Here is a 16,016-nt window from a genome sequence, read left to right as displayed (position 1 = left end):
GGCGGTGGATCAGACGACATCAATGTTGTCTGATCCACCGCCTTCGCGAGCAAGCCCGCTCCCACACTTTTCTTTGTCAGGCCCACTCAAGCGCCGGCAAACCAAATGCGCCCGGCTCGAACGCCTTCAACGTACGAAGAATGCCATCGGCATGTGCGTACCTGGCGTCGGCCATTGCCGCATCCGGAATCGCAATCGCCGTCATCCCTGCCGCTTTCGCCGCAGTGACACCGAAGGGCGAATCCTCGAACACCAGGCAATCTTCCGGTGCAACACCCAGGCGCCGCGCCGCCGTCAGGAAAATATCCGGTGCCGGCTTGGCCGCGCCCACCTCGGGGTCATCGGCGGTGACGATGAAGTCGAACAGGGCGAACCAGTCACGGTGCAAAGTGGTTTTCTGGCCGAACGACTGGCTCGAAGAACTGGTGCCCACGGCAATGGGAATGTTGTTGGCCTTCAGATGCCGTACCAGCTCCTGTGCGCCGGGCATTGCCTGGGCCGTAGGAAAACGCTCGCGCATCAGCGGCTCGCGGATCACCAGAAACTCTTGCGCCGAGATCGGCAAGTCCAGCGCTTCAACCACATAACGCGCCAGATCGCCCGCGCCCCGGCCAATGATGTTCTGTTTGATGCTCCAGTCGAACGTCCGGCCGTAACGCGCGGCAATGATGGACGTAACTTCGGTGTAGATGCCCTCTGTATCCAGCAACAAGCCGTCCATATCGAAAATCACGGCCTTGATCGGGCCGAATGCTTTCAGTGGTGCATTCATCGCATCTGATCCGTTTTCAAAGGCATCCGGGCCAGCTCGGGTACGGCCGATGCCCCATGGATTAAAGGATTCAGCAGCATAGCGAGCGCCACCGGCCTAGAGCAATGATCAAATCCCGGTCTGCGCCGAATGGCCCTCCGAGATTTAGCGAATCGCCCTACAGCAAGCGCCACCTTTCCCCGACTTCTTTCGTCGCCGATCCCCCGCAGAGTTTCGAGCTCCACACTCCGCCAAGCGAAAGACAGCAGATGTTCGATCCCCAAGAGGTATTGGCATGCCCCGCCAGCGGTCCCCTGACACTTCGCTCCGGTAAGCAGGAACGCTACGAGGACGCCTCCAGACAGGCGAAAAACCCCAACGGCGACAGCACCGACACCGTCGAGCGAACCGCCACCCACAACGGCCAGGTGTCGATGGTTACCGGCGAAGGATTGCTGCCCCTCACCAATGGCACCCTCGACGGGATCCTGCCCTTCGACTTCACCCGCTTCTATCGCACCAGTGCCGTCGAAATCGACAGCGGCCTCGGTTTTGGCTGGAGCCATTCGTTGTCCCAGCACCTGGAATTCCACGGCGAGCAAGTGCTATGGATCGACCCCGAAAACCGCCGAACGCCCTTTCCACGCCCGACGGCGGAGCGCCCGGTGATCCACAACAGCCTGTCGCGGGCGGCGATTTACCTCGGTGAGAGGCCGGACGAACTGATCCTCGCCCTGGCCGACGACCCCACGCGGTTCTACCACTTTCGTGACGGCCGGCTCAGCGCGATCAGCGACGCCTACGGCAACCGCCTGACGGTGCAGCGGGACCGCTGTGACCGGATCCAGCGCCTGGACAACGGCGCCGACCGCGCCTTATTGCTGCGCTACGACCTCAAGCACCTGGTGGCCGTCGACTATCAGGTGCTTCAGCGCGGCACCCCCGGGGCGAACACCTGGCGCACCGAACAGACACTGGTCAGCTACCGCTACGACGCCCGCCAGCGCTTGATCGAGGCAACCAACGCCGCAGGTGAAAGCGAGCGCTATGACTACGACGAGCAGCACGTCATCCTGCAACGGCAACTGGCCGGCGGCGCGAGTTTTTTCTGGGCGTGGGAACGCTCCGGCAAGGCAGCCCGCTGCATCCATCATTGGGCCTCGTTTACGCAAATGGAGGCGCGTTACGCCTGGGACGATCAAGGTTGCGTGGCAGTGAACAACGCCGACGGTAGCGAAGAGGTTTACGTTCATGACGGCCGTGCACGGTTGGTGCGCCAGGTCGGGCCCGACGGCGGTGAGTTGCAAAAGGCGTACGACAATCAGGGCCGCCTGATCGCCGAGCAAGACGCCCTCGGCGCCGTCACCGAATACCAGTATGACGAAGCCGGCCGGTTGATCACGCAGCTTGCGCCAGATGAGGCGCCCATATCCTGCGACTATCGTCACGGTTTCCTGTGCACCTTCACCCGTGGTCAGGCGATGTGGACCTGTCAGCGCAATACCCAGGGCGACATCACTGCCATCTCCGATCCCGACGGGCAGATCACCCGCTATTTATACGACCCGCAGGGGCGCTTGTTGACAATCCGCTTCCCCGACCAGAGCGCTCACCGGTTTGTCTGGAACGCCTTGGGGCAATTGGTGGAGGAGACCCTGCCGGACGGTGCCCAGCGCACTTTTTCCTACGATGCGCTGGGCCGACGGATTACCCGGCAGGACGAACACGGAGCCGTCACCGGCTATGAGTGGGACGCCGTGGGGCGACTGACCAGAACCACGCTGCCCACCGGTGCCTGCCGTGCCTGTCGCTACAACGCCTACGGCCAGGTCACCGCCGAAACCGACGAACTGGGACGGGTAACCCGTTACGAATACGCCGACGACCTGCACTTGGTCAGCCGTCGGATCAACCCGGACGGCAGTGCACTGAAGTACCGCTACGACCATGCGCAGCTATTGCTCACCGAGATCGAAAACGAGGTCGGCGACACCTATCGGCTGGACTACACGCCAGGCGGATTGATCCGACAGGAAACCGGCTTCGATGGCCGTCGTACCACCTATGCGTATGACGCTAATGGCCAGCAGCTGGAGAAAACCGAGTTCGGCGACGAAGGTTCGCAATTCGTCACGCAGTACCAACGCGACAGTGCCGGGCGCTTATTGCTCAAGACCCTGCCTGACGGGATCAAGGTCGAGTACCACTATGACAACTTCGGGCAACTGGTCCGCGTCGATGACGGTCAGGAACACCCGCTGGCGTTCGAATACGACCGCCGGGGCCGGCTGATCACCGAGCATCAGGGCTGGGGCACCCTGCGTTACGGCTACGATGACTGCGGTCGGCTCAAGCGACTGCGTCTGCCGGACGGCGGTGTCCTTGTCTACCACCACGCCAAGGGGGGCGTCCTCACTGCCGTCGATCTCAATGGCACGCGCCTGACCAGCCACCGTTTTGTCGGCGGGCGTGAACAGCAACGCCAACAGGGCCTGCTGCTCAGCGATTACGCCTACGACGAGCAAGGCTATTTGCAGGCCCATGCCGTCAGCCAAAAGCAACGATCGCTGTACCGCCGCGAATATGCCTACAGTGCCAAGGGCAATCTCCTGCAGATTACCGACAGCCGTCACGGTCAACGCTGCTATCAATACGATGCGCTCGACCGCCTGACCGCCGTACACCACGCCCGCGATCAGTTCGCGGAGAACTTCACCCATGACCCGGCCGGCAACCTGCAGATCCATGGTCGTCCGGGCCCGTTCGTGCTCCAGGGCAACCGTCTGCGCCGCCACTGCAACAGCCATTACGACTACGACGCCTTCGGCAACCTGATCCGCGAACGCCGCGGTATGCCGCCCCAGGTCACTCAATACACCTACGACAGCCAGCACCGCCTGATCAGTATCCGCACCCCGGACGGTAAAAGTGTCAGCTACCGCTATGACGCCTTCGGACGGCGCATCCGCAAAACCGTCGACGGCCAGAGCACGCAATTCTTCTGGCACGGCGACCAACTCATTGCCGAAAGCGCTCCCGAGCACTACCGCAGCTACGTTTACGAACCCGGCAGCTTTCGCCCGCTGGCGCTGCTCGACGGCAAGGACCGGGCAGATGCCTGCCCGTTCTACTACCAACTCGACCACCTCGGCACCCCGCAGGAACTGACCAGTTACGGTGGCGCCATCGTCTGGTCGGCGAAATACACCGCCCACGGCAAACTCCGCGAACTGAGCCAGAGCGACGGCGAACGATTCGAACAGCCGCTACGGTTTCAGGGGCAATACTTCGACGCCGAGAGCGGCCTGCACTACAACCGGCATCGCTACTACCATCCCGAGATCGGTCGTTATCTGACGCCGGATCCGGTCAAGTTGGCCGGTGGGTTGAACCCGTATCGGTACGCCCGGAACCCGACAGGGTGGGTGAGTCCGTTGGGGTTGAGCGGGAACTGTCCACTGGCGAACAAGGCAGGAGGCCCCGCGCGAGATGGGGTTGGTGAGACAAAGTTTGATGAGGGTGTGAGTCCAACGTGCCCTCTCCAAAAACTCCAAAACAATACTTGCATCGCGCAGACTCAGGCCACGACATGACCAGGACCGGACCGGACCGGACGATGGACACGTTCGATCAGCTAGACAGCCGGTCAATCTACCAGCACGATTCAATCAATCTTCGTCCTCTTCCTCATCTTCAAACTCGATATTCCCCACATCGCCCAAATCATCAGCATCGTTAAGCGGCACCGTCGCATCATCCATCAGCGATCCCGGATCTTCATTGCCGGGATCGTTGATGGATGGCAGTCCGCCCGGGCCCTTTTCTTCCTTGCCTTCGCTTTTCGCAGTCATGGGATGCCTCGCTCAACTAGTGATGCTTTTTGTGGTGCTTGTTCGAGTGTTTATAACCGTTACCGGAATGGGAATGACCGCTGTCACTCCCCAGATCATTGCCGACCGCACCGCCAGCTGCACCGCCCAGGCCTGCACCGATGGCCGACCCGGTCGAACCGCCAAGACTGTTGCCGACCACCGATCCACCCGCGGCACCCAAACCACCGCCTACCGCCGCTTCGGTGCGACTGCGCTTGGGCGCGGCAATGGCACTGCCGGCCGCTCCACCGACACCTGCACCGATGGCTGCGCCCGTGCTACCACCCACCTGACCACCGACAACGTTGCCTAGCACCCCACCAAGACCACCGCCTACCGCGGCATCTCCATTACCTCCCGCCAGCGCCGCCTGAGAGACCAGCAATCCAAAAACAATCGCTGGCACCATCAATAGTCGAGCATTCAAGCTTCCGTTTTTATTGCCGTTGGTTTTCGGGTTCATGGCACGCCTCGCATTCTTCCAGGGTATGGAAGATTTGAGCTGCTGCAGCGTGAATCGTTCATAAATGAAAAAGCCCGGCATCAAGCCGGGCTCTTTTCAAACCTGAATCAGGATCAGTGACGCTTGTGACCATTGGCCAGGTTGCTGCCTACGCCGCCGCCCAATGCACCGCCCAGGCCTGCACCGATGGTGGCACCGGACTTGCCGCCGAGGCTATTGCCGATCACCGAACCACCGGCCGCGCCGACACCGCCACCGATAGCAGCGCTGGTGCGATGACCTTTTTTGGCGGCAACTGCGCTGCCCGCCGCGCCTGCGACGCCCGCGCCAATCGCGGCGCCAGTGCTGCCGCCCATCTTCTGGCCGACCACGTTACCCAATGCGCCGCCCAAGCCACCGCCCAGCGCGGCAGTGCCGTCACCAGCCATTGCACCTTGAGCAACCAGAAGCCCCAGAACCAGAGCGGGCAGTGTTAAACGCATGACAAAAACCTCAAAAATAGGGGTACACAAAAAGGGGGCGAGATTGAATGCTTTTGCGCGGAAAAAGTCCAGCACGCCGGTCCAACTTCGCGATTGGCGACGGTTGGACAGCGTTTACCGAAAAGGTTTTATCGCGGACAAAAAAAAGCCCGCTGGGGAAACGGGCCAGGTGTTGCTTTCTAACGGATGAATCGAGACTACGAAGGGACCTGTGAAAAGTTTGTGAAAAAATCACTCACTCAAAAAAATTGTCATAAAACTTTTCAGAAATGAAAAAAACCGTTCTATGACGGAGTCTGCCTGACGTTCGGTTACTTCCTGACCGGCGCCGTCACCTTGGGTAAAAATTTGCCCTTCAGTACCCGGCACGCCCTGGTCTTGATCTTGTCGACCTCGGTCTGGTCCTCGCCGAAGCTGGCCACATACTGGGTCTGACCACACCGCACGGAGTTGTTGATCGGAAATTCTGCGCCATCATCCTCGATATACGGATCAGCCATCTTTTCACCCCTTTCAAAAAGCGCGACCGACACCGGCAAGCCCTTTGCCTGAAAGAATATCGATCGCCAAGGCTTTTCAGACTAGCCGGTCACTAATGGACCTGCCGTTCGGATTTCCTCGTGACCGACGAATGGCTTCTCACCTGTTACCTCAACTTGACCGCAGTCCCGGTCACAAACACCACGACCATCCCGCCCTTGCCGGCCGGCATGCTGATCTCATAATCAAGCCCGACCACCGCGTCCGCCTGAATCGACAACGCCCGTTCCTTGATCTCATCGGTGGCCTGAATGCGTGCTTCCTTCAACGCTCGTTCCAGCGTCTGGGAGCGCCCGCCGAAAAAGTCGCGCATCCCGGCAAACACGTCGCGGACAACGTTGATCCCTTGCACCGACTCGGCACTGACGATGTCCAGGTAGGCGGTAATTTGTCGGCCTTCGATGGAGTGGGTCGTGGTGATGATCATGAATGTTTCTTCCTGTTCAGATATTCAGCCAACGCATCAAACGCCGGCAACGTGACGGGATCATTGGCCGAGTTGCTGGCCACCGGATGGGATGCGTAGCGGACGATGACCATTTCGGCCTTCGGGTCGACATAGATGCGCTGCCCATGGACCCCACGCGCCATGAACGCCCCGCCCTCCTTGTCCGTCACCCACCACATCGACCGGTAACTCCAGTCTTTGAGCAATGTGTACCCCGCCTTGGCGAAAGCCTGCTTATCACCGCCACCACGGATATCGTCGATCACGGCCTCTGGCACGATCTGCTGACCGTTGAACCGACCGCCGTTACGCAGCATCTCGCCAAAACGCGCCAGATCCCGCAACCCCGTATTCAGGCCACCACCGGCGAACGGCGTGCCGATGGAGTCCACGGTGAAATAGCCGTCCTGTTCGGCACCCAACCGGCTCCAGATGTTCTCCGACAGTAGTTGCGCAACATTGCAACCGGTGGCGCGAGCAATGACCCAGCCCAACACGTCGGTATTGACGGTTTTGTAGGCAAACGCTTCGCCGTGCTGACCTTGCGGTTGCACCGTCTGCAAAAATTCGTAGTAACTGCGAGGTCCCTCATAACCCTTGGGTTTGGGCAACGGGTTGCCTGCCCGGGCATGGGCCCAGACCTCGGCATCCGGGTCCGCGTAATCCTCGCTGTATTTGAGGCCCGTGGTCATGTCGAGCACCTGCCGCACCGTAGCGCTGCCAAACGCAGAATCCGTCAGCTCCGGTACATATTCGGCAACCCGCTTGCCAGCATCGATGCGCCCCTGCGCCACCAACATGGCGCCCAGCGTACCGATCACAGACTTGGTCACTGACATCGCGGCGTGCTGGCCGTCCGGCTTCAACACGCCGAAGTAACGTTCGTAGACAACTTTCCCGCGATGCATTACCACAATGCCATCGGTGTAAGTGGCCGCGAGGGATTGCTCCCAGGTCATCGGCGCCCTGGCGCCAAGGGGGACGAAACTGATCCCGTCGATATCTTTACGTAGTGCTATCTCCAGTGGAACCGGAGTACCCAGGCCGCGTGAAACGTTAATTGTCGGCATCAGTTGCCGGAAATTCGAAACACTCCAGCGCATTGCCGGGAACTGGAAATAGCTACCGTCTTCAAAACGAACGGTGCGATCAGCGGGGGGTGGCGAACCCACCATCCAGCCGAGTCTGGCGGGGTCACTGTCTTGAGCGTCGGGAAAAGTTGCAGGGGCGGATGCGAGGGCCAGTGATGACATGGCAACTATCGACACAGCCGTGATGAGCTTGGCTGCGCCGCGAAAGATGGCGCGAGGATGGAGCATGATGTCGATTCCGTTCGAAGAGTTTGAGCAGTCTAACAGCCGGACCTGCCAGGTCACTGCTAATGCGGTAGACGCCTCTTGTTTCTTGCTTGGCGAAAATCAAACGCCAAAAACACAAAACCCCCGGTTTCTTTCGAAACCAGGGGTTTTGTCTACATCGAATTTGGCGGTGAAGGAGAGATTCGAACTCTCGATACAGTTTCCTGTATACACACTTTCCAGGCGTGCTCCTTAAGCCACTCGGACACTTCACCGTATCTCTTCAAACAAGTTCTGTCTGTCGAGGCGCGCTAATGTAGTCGAAAGCTTTTCCGATGGCAAACATTTTTTTCAGAATTTTCATGCGGTTAACGCGATTCAGCATTTGCAGTCGCTCCGGGCCATGGCAAACCGGCCAATCTCCGGCTTCGTGTCCTCTTCTATATAGAGGGGAATGCGCAGCAGGCACGGCGGGCTGCGCTTGGCGGGCGGGTAAAGGGTGACTGGCGGGTCAGTCACGGCGCTTTACCTGGCCTGCGGTGGTGGGTAACGTCTGCCCAACTTTATTGAAAGGAATAGCGTCATGAGTGAGTTGATTTCCTACCATCTCGAAGACGGTATCGCGACCCTGACCTTGAGCAATGGCAAGGTCAACGCCATCTCCCCGGATGTGATTGCCGAGTTCAATGCTGCGCTGGATCGGGCCGTGACTGATCGCGCGGTGGTGATCATTACCGGCCAGCCGGGCATTCTCTCTGGCGGTTATGACCTGAAGGTGATGACGGCCGGTCCCAGGGAAGCCGTGGCACTGGTGACCGCCGGCTCGACCCTGGCCCGCCGCCTGCTGTCGCACCCCTTCCCGGTGATCGTTGCATGCCCGGGACATGCGGTGGCAAAGGGCGCGTTCCTGCTGTTGTCGGCCGACTATCGCATCGGCGTTGAAGGCGCGTTCAGCATTGGCCTGAACGAAGTACAGATCGGCATGACCATGCATCACGCCGGGATCGAGATTGCCCGTGACCGCCTGAACAAAGTGGCGTTGCAACGCTCGGTGGTCAACGGTGAGATGTTCAACCCACAAGGTGCCGTGGCGGCCGGTTTCCTTGATGTCGTGGTCTCGCCTGAAGAACTGCAGGGCGCGGCACTGGCGGCGGCTCGTCAGTTGAAGAAGATCAACATGACCGCGCACAAAAACACCAAACTGAAAGTGCGCAAAGCGTTGCTGGAGGCCCTGGACAACGCCATCATCCAGGACCAGGAACATTTGGGCTAAGCCCGGTTCTACTGCAACGAAAAGCCCGACCGTCGTATCGGGCTTTTTCATACATGTCTACGTTAAACGTCTGTAACCGCTCTAGACCGCATCTGACCAAATAGTCGGACACATCCGCTCAAACATCGGCCATCCCCCACTTCCCTGGGAGCAATTGCCGAAAACAGTGCACATCCGTACACTGCGCCACCTTTTGTCCCGGTGGGGCCTGTAAATGCTGTTTTTGTTCCGTATGTCATTGATGGGCCTGCACTTTATCGTGGCGGGTGTGCTGGGAGTGGTTCTCGGCCTGTGTCGGCCATTCAATCCGGACAATAGCCGCCTGTGCGCACGCCTGTACGCATGGCCGGCCATGTGTATTTTGCGTTTGCGGGTGAAAGCCGAAGTCAGGCCGTTGATGGAGAAACCCGACAGCTGCGTGATCATCGCCAACCACCAGTCCAACTACGACCTGTTTGTGTTTGGCAATGTGGTGCCCCGCCGTACCGTCTGCATCGGCAAAAAGAGCCTGAAATGGGTGCCGCTGTTCGGGCAGTTGTTCTGGCTGGCCGGCAATGTGCTGATCGACCGTGGCAATGCGCAAAAGGCGCGAAAGTCGATGTTGACCACCACTCACACCCTGCAAAACAAAGACACCTCGATCTGGGTTTTCCCGGAAGGCACGCGCAACCTGGGTGAGGACTTGCTGCCCTTCAAGAAAGGCGCCTTTCAGATGGCCATTGCCGCGGGGGTGCCGATCGTCCCGGTATGTGTCAGCAGTTACGTCAAACACATGCGATTGAACCGCTGGCGCAGCGGGAAAATCCTGATTCGCTCGTTGCCGGCGATTCCCACCGCCGGATTGAGCCTGGACGACATGCCCATGCTGATCACCCAGTGCCGCGAGCAGATGCGTGAATGCATCGAATCGATGGACCGGCAACTGCAAGCCGCCTGAAAAAGAAAACCCGCCTGGTGCGGGTTTTCTTTTGCCTGTGCGTCTTTGCCCAGAACTCGGCAGATTTAACTGACTCTCAAACACTGCGGGGCTAAGCTGATCCACACTGCCAATGCATTCGTTGCCAATTGAAAGCTGCCAAAAGAAGTGAACCACCATCATGGGTAGAGTTGTTGCTGCTGCGGTTTATAGCGCCGGTAAGAGAGTCACCAATATCACCCTTGACGAAGGCGCAGCCTGGGCGGCAAAGCCCGGGCACTTTGTCTGGATCGGCCTCGAAGAGCCGAACGCCGAGGAACTCTACAATCTGCAACGCCAGTTCAACCTGCACGAACTGGCCATCGAAGACGCCCTGGAAAAGCACAGCCGGCCGAAGCTGGAAACCTTCGGCGATGCGCTGTTCATCGTGACCTATTCCCCCATCCGGGACGAAGGCAAACTCAAGTTCATCGAGACGCATATCTTTGCCGGCAATGGCTACATCATTACTGCGCGCAACGGTCACTCGGCGTCCTACGCCCATGTCCGACAGCGCTGTGAGGCGCGTCCGCTGTTGCTTGAGCACGGGGAAGATTTCGTACTCTATGCCATCCTCGATTTCGTGATCGAAAACTACCAGCCGATGGGCGAAGCCATTCACGCGGAAATCGATGAGCTGGAAGGCAATGTGTTATGTGGCGTGTTGAATGACTACGACATCCAGAAACTACATGGCCTGCGTCGTGATGTTTTGCGCTTGCGTCGTTATGTAGCACCGATGATCGAGATCGGGGAGGAATTGCAGAGGCTGAGCTTCCCGTTCATCGACAAGAACATGCGTCCGTACTTTCGCGATGTGCAGATCCATGTAACGCGACAGATGGAAGACCTGACGACCTTGGCGGATATTGCCAGCCAGACAATTGAGGTCGGGGTGCTGTTGGAGGCCTCTCGCCAGAGCGTGGTGCAACGCAAATTTGCGGCCTGGGCGGCGATCCTGGCCTTCCCGACGGCGGTGGCGGGGATCTACGGGATGAACTTCCAGAACATGCCGGAGTTGAGTTGGCACTACGGGTATTTCGGGGTGCTGGGGTTCATTACGGTGGGTTGTCTGGGGTTGTGGGCGAGTTTCAAGAAGTCGGGGTGGCTGTAGGACAGTGTGCCCACAGTGAAAACCGGTTGCCCCATTCGCGAGCAAGCCCGCTCCCACATGTTGATCGCATTTCAATGTGGGAGCGGCGGTGCGGCGATCCGACTTGCTCGCAATGTTTTCAGCCTTTGACAGCTGCCGGCTTGTGCGCGACAAACCGCATCATCCACTCGGCAACCGTGGTGCCGTGGTGCTCCTGTTCCAGGCTCGCGATACCCTTGGAGTAGACCTGCTCGCCCAGTGCCTGTTGGCGAATCTCCAGTAGGGCACGGGAGTAGTCGTGGATGAACTCCGGATGCCCCTGGAAGCACAGCACCTGATCGTTGATGTGGTAGGCGGCATACGGGCAGAAATCGCTGGAGGCGATGACCGTGGCGTTCTCCGGTAGCGACGTGACCTGGTCCTGGTGGCTGATCAGCAGCGTCAGTTCTTCGCGCACCGGGTTCATCCATGGCGCCTTGGCGGCCAATTTGTAGTTGTGGGTGCCAACACCCCAGCCCTGGGTCGCACGCTCACTCTTGCCACCGAGCAGCAACGCCAGCAACTGATGACCGAAGCAGACGCCCAGCAATTTGTCGCCGCGCTCGTAGCGGGTCAACAGATATTTCTTGAGGGTTTCTATCCACGGGTCGGTGCCGAAGGAGTCGGCCTTGCTGCCCGTCACCAGGTAGGCGTCGAACGTCAGGTCGTCGCTTGGGTATTCACCCTGCACCACGTTGTAGACCGTGAACTCGGCGGCAATCGGTTGCTGCGAAAACAGGTGTTTGAACATCTGCCCGTAGCCCTGATATTGGTCAACCAATTCCGGACGCAGGTGGTCGGTTTCCAGAATGCAGATGCGTAACGACATAAAAAATACCTGACACGTGATGGGAATAATGCACACCCCAGAGCCTGCCTTGAAACGCTGTGACAAGGCAAGCCCCGAAATGCATCCTCTCCCCCCTTAGAACGCCTCCCCTTTGGCGGCCTTCTCCAGCAGCAAGGCGGGTGGCGCGAACCGCTCGCCATATTGCTTGGCCAGATACTGCGCCCGGGCGACAAAGTCCTGCACGCCGTACTGGTTGATGAACTGCAGTGCACCGCCGGTCCAGGCGGCGAAACCGATACCGAAGATCGAGCCAACGTTGGCATCGGCCGTCGAGGTCAACACGCCCTCCTCCACACAGCGCACGGTTTCGATGGCTTGCACGAACAGCAGGCGATCACGCACGTCCTTGGGCGAAATCTGCCCGTCGGCCTTCTCGAAGCGGGTTTTCAACTCAGGCCACAGGTGTTTCTGGCCGCCCGCCGGATACTCGTAGAAACCTCCACCGCCAGCCTTGCCCGGACGCTTGAACTCATTGAGCAACACGTCAATCACGGTAAATGCCGGGTGCTCTATCAGCGGTTTGCCTTCTGCTTGCAGGTCCTTGGCCGTTTGCAGACGGATATGGCTCATCAGGCTGAGGGAAACTTCGTCAGAGATCGCCAGCGGTCCTACAGGCATGCCGGCCTTGCGCGCTTCAGTCTCGATCATCGCCGCGCTCACGCCCTCGCCCAGCATGGCAATGCCTTCGTTGGTGAAGGTGCCGAACACCCGCGACGTGAAAAAACCGCGACTGTCGTTGACCACAATCGGGGTTTTCCTGATTTGCAGGACGTAATCGAACCCGCGGGCCAAAGTTTCGTCGCTGGTATTGGCGCCCTTGATGATTTCCACCAGCGGCATTTTTTCCACGGGGCTGAAAAAATGCAGGCCGATGAACTTGCTTTGGTCGGGCACGGCGCACGCCAGCCCACTGATCGGCAAGGTCGAGGTGTTGGAAGCGATCACCGCGTCCGCCCCGACGACCTTCTGCGCTGCCAACGAGACCTTGGCCTTCAATTCACGATCCTCGAACACGGCCTCGATGATCAGGTCGCAACCGGCCAGGTCGGCATCGTTTTCGCTGGTTTGAATGCGTGAAAGAACGGTATCGCGTTGTTCGAGGCTCATTTGTCCGCGAGCGACCTTCTTGTCCAGCAGCGCCGCCGAATGCGCCTTGCCCTTCTCCGCTGCCGCAAGATTGATGTCTTTGAGCACGACATCGATCCCCGCCGCCGCACTGACAAACGCGATACCGGCGCCCATCATCCCGGCGCCGAGCACGCCGACTTTACGAGTGACATACGGTTCAAAGCCTTGAGGCCGCGAGCCGCCGGCATTGATTTCGTTGAGCTGGAACCAGAACGTGCCAATCAGGTTTTTCGAGACCTGGCCGGTGGTCAGTTCGGTGAAGTAGCGGGTTTCGATCAGGTGCGCCGTGTCGAAATCCACCTGCGCCCCCTCGACCGCCGCGCAGAGGATTTTCTCCGGCGCGGGCATCGTGCCCTGGGTTTTGCTGCGCAGGATCGACGGTGCAATCGCCAGCATCTGCGCGACTTTCGGGTTTGACGGTGTGCCGCCCGGAATCTGGTAGCCCTTCACGTCCCAGCGCTGCAGCGCCACCGGATTGGCCAGAATCCACGCGCGCGCCTTGGCCAACAGGTCTTCGTGATCGCTCGCCAGCGCATCGACCAATCCCGCCTGCAACGCCTGTTGTGGCTGCACCTTCTTGCCTTCAAGCAGATAAGGCAGAGCTTTTTCCAGGCCGAGCATGCGCACCATGCGCACCACGCCTCCGCCGCCAGGCAGCAGGCCGAGGGTGACTTCCGGCAGGCCGAGTTGCACCGACGGGTTGTCCAGCGCCACGCGATGATGACAGGCCAGGCAGATTTCCCAGCCGCCGCCCAATGCGGCGCCATTGATCGCCGCGACCACCGGCTTGCCGAGGGTTTCCAGGGTGCGCAACTGGCCCTTGAGGCTCAGCACCATGTCGTAGAAGGCCTTGGCCTGGGGTTTGCCAACCTTGATCAGTTCGTTGAGGTCGCCGCCCGCGAAGAAAGTCTTCTTGGCCGAGGTGATGATCACACCGGCGATGCTGTCCTTGTCGGCCACCAGACGCGCAACGCAATCCGCCATGGCTTCGCGGTACACCGCGTTCATGGTGTTGGCGCTCTGGCCGGGCATGTCGATGGTCAGGACAACGATCTGGTCCTGGCCTTTTTCGTAACGAATGGCTTCGTTCATAACTGGGTTCCTTGAAGTCCGGGCTCAGAGGCGTTCGATGATGGTGGCAATGCCCATGCCGCCGCCGACACACAGGGTCGCGAGACCATAACGCAGGCGTCGGGCTTCCAGTTCATCGAGCAGCGTGCCGAGAATGGCGCAACCGGTGGCGCCCAGCGGGTGGCCCATGGCGATTGAGCCGCCGTTGACATTGACCTTGTCCGGATCGACGGCCATGTCCTTGATGAATTTCAACACCACCGAAGCGAACGCCTCGTTGACCTCGAACAGATCGATGTCTTCGACCCGCAGCCCGGCCTTGGCCAACGCCTTGCGGGTCGCCGGCGCGGGGCCGGTGAGCATGATGGTCGGATCGGTGCTGGTGACTGCCGTGGCGACAATCCGCGCCCGGGGCTGCAAACCCAGCGCCCGGCCCTTGGCTTCAGAGCCGATGAGCATCAGCGCCGCGCCATCGACAATCCCGGAACTGTTGCCGGGGGTGTGCACATGGTTGATCCGCTCGACATGGCTGTAGACCCGCAGCGCGGTGGCATCGAAGCCCATCTGCCCCATCATCTCGAAACTTGGCTTGAGCTTGCCCAGGCCTTCCAGGGTCGATTCGGCGCGGATGAACTCATCGTGATCGAGCAGGATGATGCCGTTCTGGTCCTGCACCGGCACCAGCGACTTGTTGAACGAACCGTCGGCCCGCGCCCGCGCAGCCTTTTGCTGGGAATGCAGGGCGTAGGCATCGACATCCTGACGGCTGAAGCCTTCAAGGGTGGCGATCAGGTCGGCGCCCACGCCCTGTGGCGTGAAGTGACTGTGCAGGTTGGTCGCCGGGTCCAGCGCCCAGGCCCCGCCATCGCTGCCCATCGGCACCCGGGACATCGACTCGACACCACCGACCACCACCAGGTCTTCGAAGCCGGAGCGCACTTTCATTGCGCCGAGATTCACAGCCTCCAGCCCTGAAGCGCAGAAACGGTTGATCTGTACCCCCGCCACGCTGACATCCCAGTCGGCCACCTGAGCGGCGGTCTTGGCGATGTCGGAACCTTGATCGCCGATCGGTGTCACGCAGCCGAGCACCACGTCATCGACCTGGCTGGTGTCCAGCGCCGTGCGCTGCTGCAGTGCGGTGAGCAAACCGGCAACCAGGTTCACCGGTTTGACGCTGTGCAAGGCGCCATCGGCCTTGCCTTTACCACGGGGCGTGCGTAACGCGTCGAAAATCAATGCTTGGGTCATGACGTCCTCGAACCGCAATGCAGGTGGGTAAATACCGAGTGCCCACTCTTGGCCCGAGCCGCGTTTGATTCAATGACCGCAGCGCTCACAGACGTTGACGCTCACGCTCAGACGGACGGTAGTCAGCTACCATTCAGGACCCCAAGCTGTCTAGCCAACGGGCGCCAAAGAAGCTGGCAATAGGCCTCATGCCTTTTTTAAAGCAAATCGTAACAACACCATACTAAATGGATCTAAACCAAGCGCAGCGCGGGCTCTAAGGTGAACTTGTACGAAGTTGTCGTCGGGTTTTGCCGAGGCGCTCGTCACTACAGGAAGTGCAACGCGCTGCCATCATGGAGCTATGCGGGCAGGCATCAGGAAATAACAAAAAAGGCGGTCAAGCCATGTTCAAACAATCGAAAGTACGTCAAGCCGGGCTCATCCTTTTCGCCACCACGCTGTTGTTGATATTGCCGAATCTGACCAAAGTCATCGGCTAGTCGCGTCTAAAAGATACGGC

14 protein-coding genes and 1 tRNA gene are annotated in these 16,016 nt (G+C 59.6%); 4 read left to right on the top strand and 11 right to left on the bottom strand.

Going from position 1 to position 16,016, the window contains the following annotated elements:
- Positions 1-76 precede the first annotated feature (76 nt).
- On the bottom strand, positions 77-772 hold the full coding sequence (locus AC07W4_RS19915) for an HAD-IA family hydrolase (protein ID WP_008048550.1): 696 nt from the start codon (positions 770-772) through the stop codon (positions 77-79).
- 248 nt (positions 773-1,020) lie between these two features.
- Between AC07W4_RS19915 and AC07W4_RS19910 the strand changes: the two genes are divergently transcribed.
- Positions 1,021-4,344, top strand: a complete 3,324-nt coding sequence (locus tag AC07W4_RS19910; protein WP_495033660.1) for an RHS repeat-associated core domain-containing protein — start codon at positions 1,021-1,023, stop codon at positions 4,342-4,344.
- Positions 4,345-4,419: 75 nt separating this feature from the next.
- Here AC07W4_RS19910 and AC07W4_RS19905 read toward each other — a convergent pair whose 3' ends face one another.
- The 7 genes from AC07W4_RS19905 to AC07W4_RS19875 all read right to left on the bottom strand — a co-directional run bounded on the left by AC07W4_RS19905 (position 4,420) and on the right by AC07W4_RS19875 (position 8,129).
- Entirely contained in the window at positions 4,420-4,602 is a 183-nt protein-coding gene (locus tag AC07W4_RS19905; protein WP_008048547.1) for a hypothetical protein, read from the bottom strand.
- A gap of 16 nt (positions 4,603-4,618) precedes the next feature.
- Positions 4,619-5,086 (bottom strand): YMGG-like glycine zipper-containing protein, encoded by a 468-nt coding sequence (locus AC07W4_RS19900; protein ID WP_081498060.1) that lies wholly within the window; start codon positions 5,084-5,086, stop codon positions 4,619-4,621.
- Between the two features lie 113 nt (positions 5,087-5,199).
- Positions 5,200-5,568, bottom strand: coding sequence for a hypothetical protein (locus tag AC07W4_RS19895; protein WP_007988063.1), 369 nt, complete (start codon positions 5,566-5,568; stop codon positions 5,200-5,202).
- Between the two features lie 311 nt (positions 5,569-5,879).
- Complete coding sequence (locus AC07W4_RS19890; RefSeq protein WP_032829518.1) at positions 5,880-6,068, bottom strand: hypothetical protein; 189 nt, start codon at positions 6,066-6,068, stop codon at positions 5,880-5,882.
- A 146-nt stretch (positions 6,069-6,214) separates the two neighbouring features.
- A complete protein-coding gene (locus AC07W4_RS19885) occupies positions 6,215-6,535 on the bottom strand; it encodes a YbjQ family protein (RefSeq protein WP_495033659.1) in 321 nt (106 codons plus the stop codon).
- The gene (locus tag AC07W4_RS19880; RefSeq protein WP_495033658.1) at positions 6,532-7,875 is read right to left on the bottom strand and encodes a serine hydrolase domain-containing protein; all 1,344 of its coding nucleotides are present in this window, start codon (positions 7,873-7,875) and stop codon (positions 6,532-6,534) included. The genes AC07W4_RS19885 and AC07W4_RS19880 overlap by 4 nt, the downstream gene beginning before the upstream one ends.
- Before the next feature lie 164 nt (positions 7,876-8,039).
- Positions 8,040-8,129: transfer RNA gene (locus tag AC07W4_RS19875), tRNA-Ser, on the bottom strand.
- 308 nt (positions 8,130-8,437) lie between these two features.
- On the opposite strand from AC07W4_RS19875, the gene AC07W4_RS19870 reads away from it, so the two are divergent.
- From AC07W4_RS19870 to AC07W4_RS19860, 3 genes are all read left to right on the top strand, one after another.
- Entirely contained in the window at positions 8,438-9,127 is a 690-nt protein-coding gene (locus AC07W4_RS19870) for a crotonase/enoyl-CoA hydratase family protein (protein WP_008048453.1), read from the top strand.
- 214 nt (positions 9,128-9,341) lie between these two features.
- The gene (locus tag AC07W4_RS19865; protein WP_495033657.1) at positions 9,342-10,064 is read left to right on the top strand and encodes a lysophospholipid acyltransferase family protein; all 723 of its coding nucleotides are present in this window, start codon (positions 9,342-9,344) and stop codon (positions 10,062-10,064) included.
- Between the two features lie 160 nt (positions 10,065-10,224).
- On the top strand, positions 10,225-11,196 hold the full coding sequence (locus tag AC07W4_RS19860) for a magnesium and cobalt transport protein CorA (RefSeq protein ID WP_008048451.1): 972 nt from the start codon (positions 10,225-10,227) through the stop codon (positions 11,194-11,196).
- A gap of 118 nt (positions 11,197-11,314) precedes the next feature.
- Here AC07W4_RS19860 and AC07W4_RS19855 read toward each other — a convergent pair whose 3' ends face one another.
- The 3 genes from AC07W4_RS19855 to AC07W4_RS19845 all read right to left on the bottom strand — a co-directional run bounded on the left by AC07W4_RS19855 (position 11,315) and on the right by AC07W4_RS19845 (position 15,514).
- Positions 11,315-12,043 (bottom strand): amidotransferase, encoded by a 729-nt coding sequence (locus tag AC07W4_RS19855; protein WP_495033656.1) that lies wholly within the window; start codon positions 12,041-12,043, stop codon positions 11,315-11,317.
- A gap of 96 nt (positions 12,044-12,139) precedes the next feature.
- A complete protein-coding gene (locus AC07W4_RS19850) occupies positions 12,140-14,284 on the bottom strand; it encodes a 3-hydroxyacyl-CoA dehydrogenase NAD-binding domain-containing protein (RefSeq protein ID WP_495033655.1) in 2,145 nt (714 codons plus the stop codon).
- 24 nt (positions 14,285-14,308) lie between these two features.
- Positions 14,309-15,514 (bottom strand): acetyl-CoA C-acetyltransferase, encoded by a 1,206-nt coding sequence (locus tag AC07W4_RS19845; protein ID WP_008048443.1) that lies wholly within the window; start codon positions 15,512-15,514, stop codon positions 14,309-14,311.
- Positions 15,515-16,016 lie beyond the last annotated feature (502 nt).

It is taken from the genome of Pseudomonas sp. GW821-FHT02A08 (assembly GCF_059422045.1).
The sequence above is the reverse complement of the archived record's forward strand: the minus strand, read 5'-3'. Positions and strand labels throughout refer to the sequence as shown.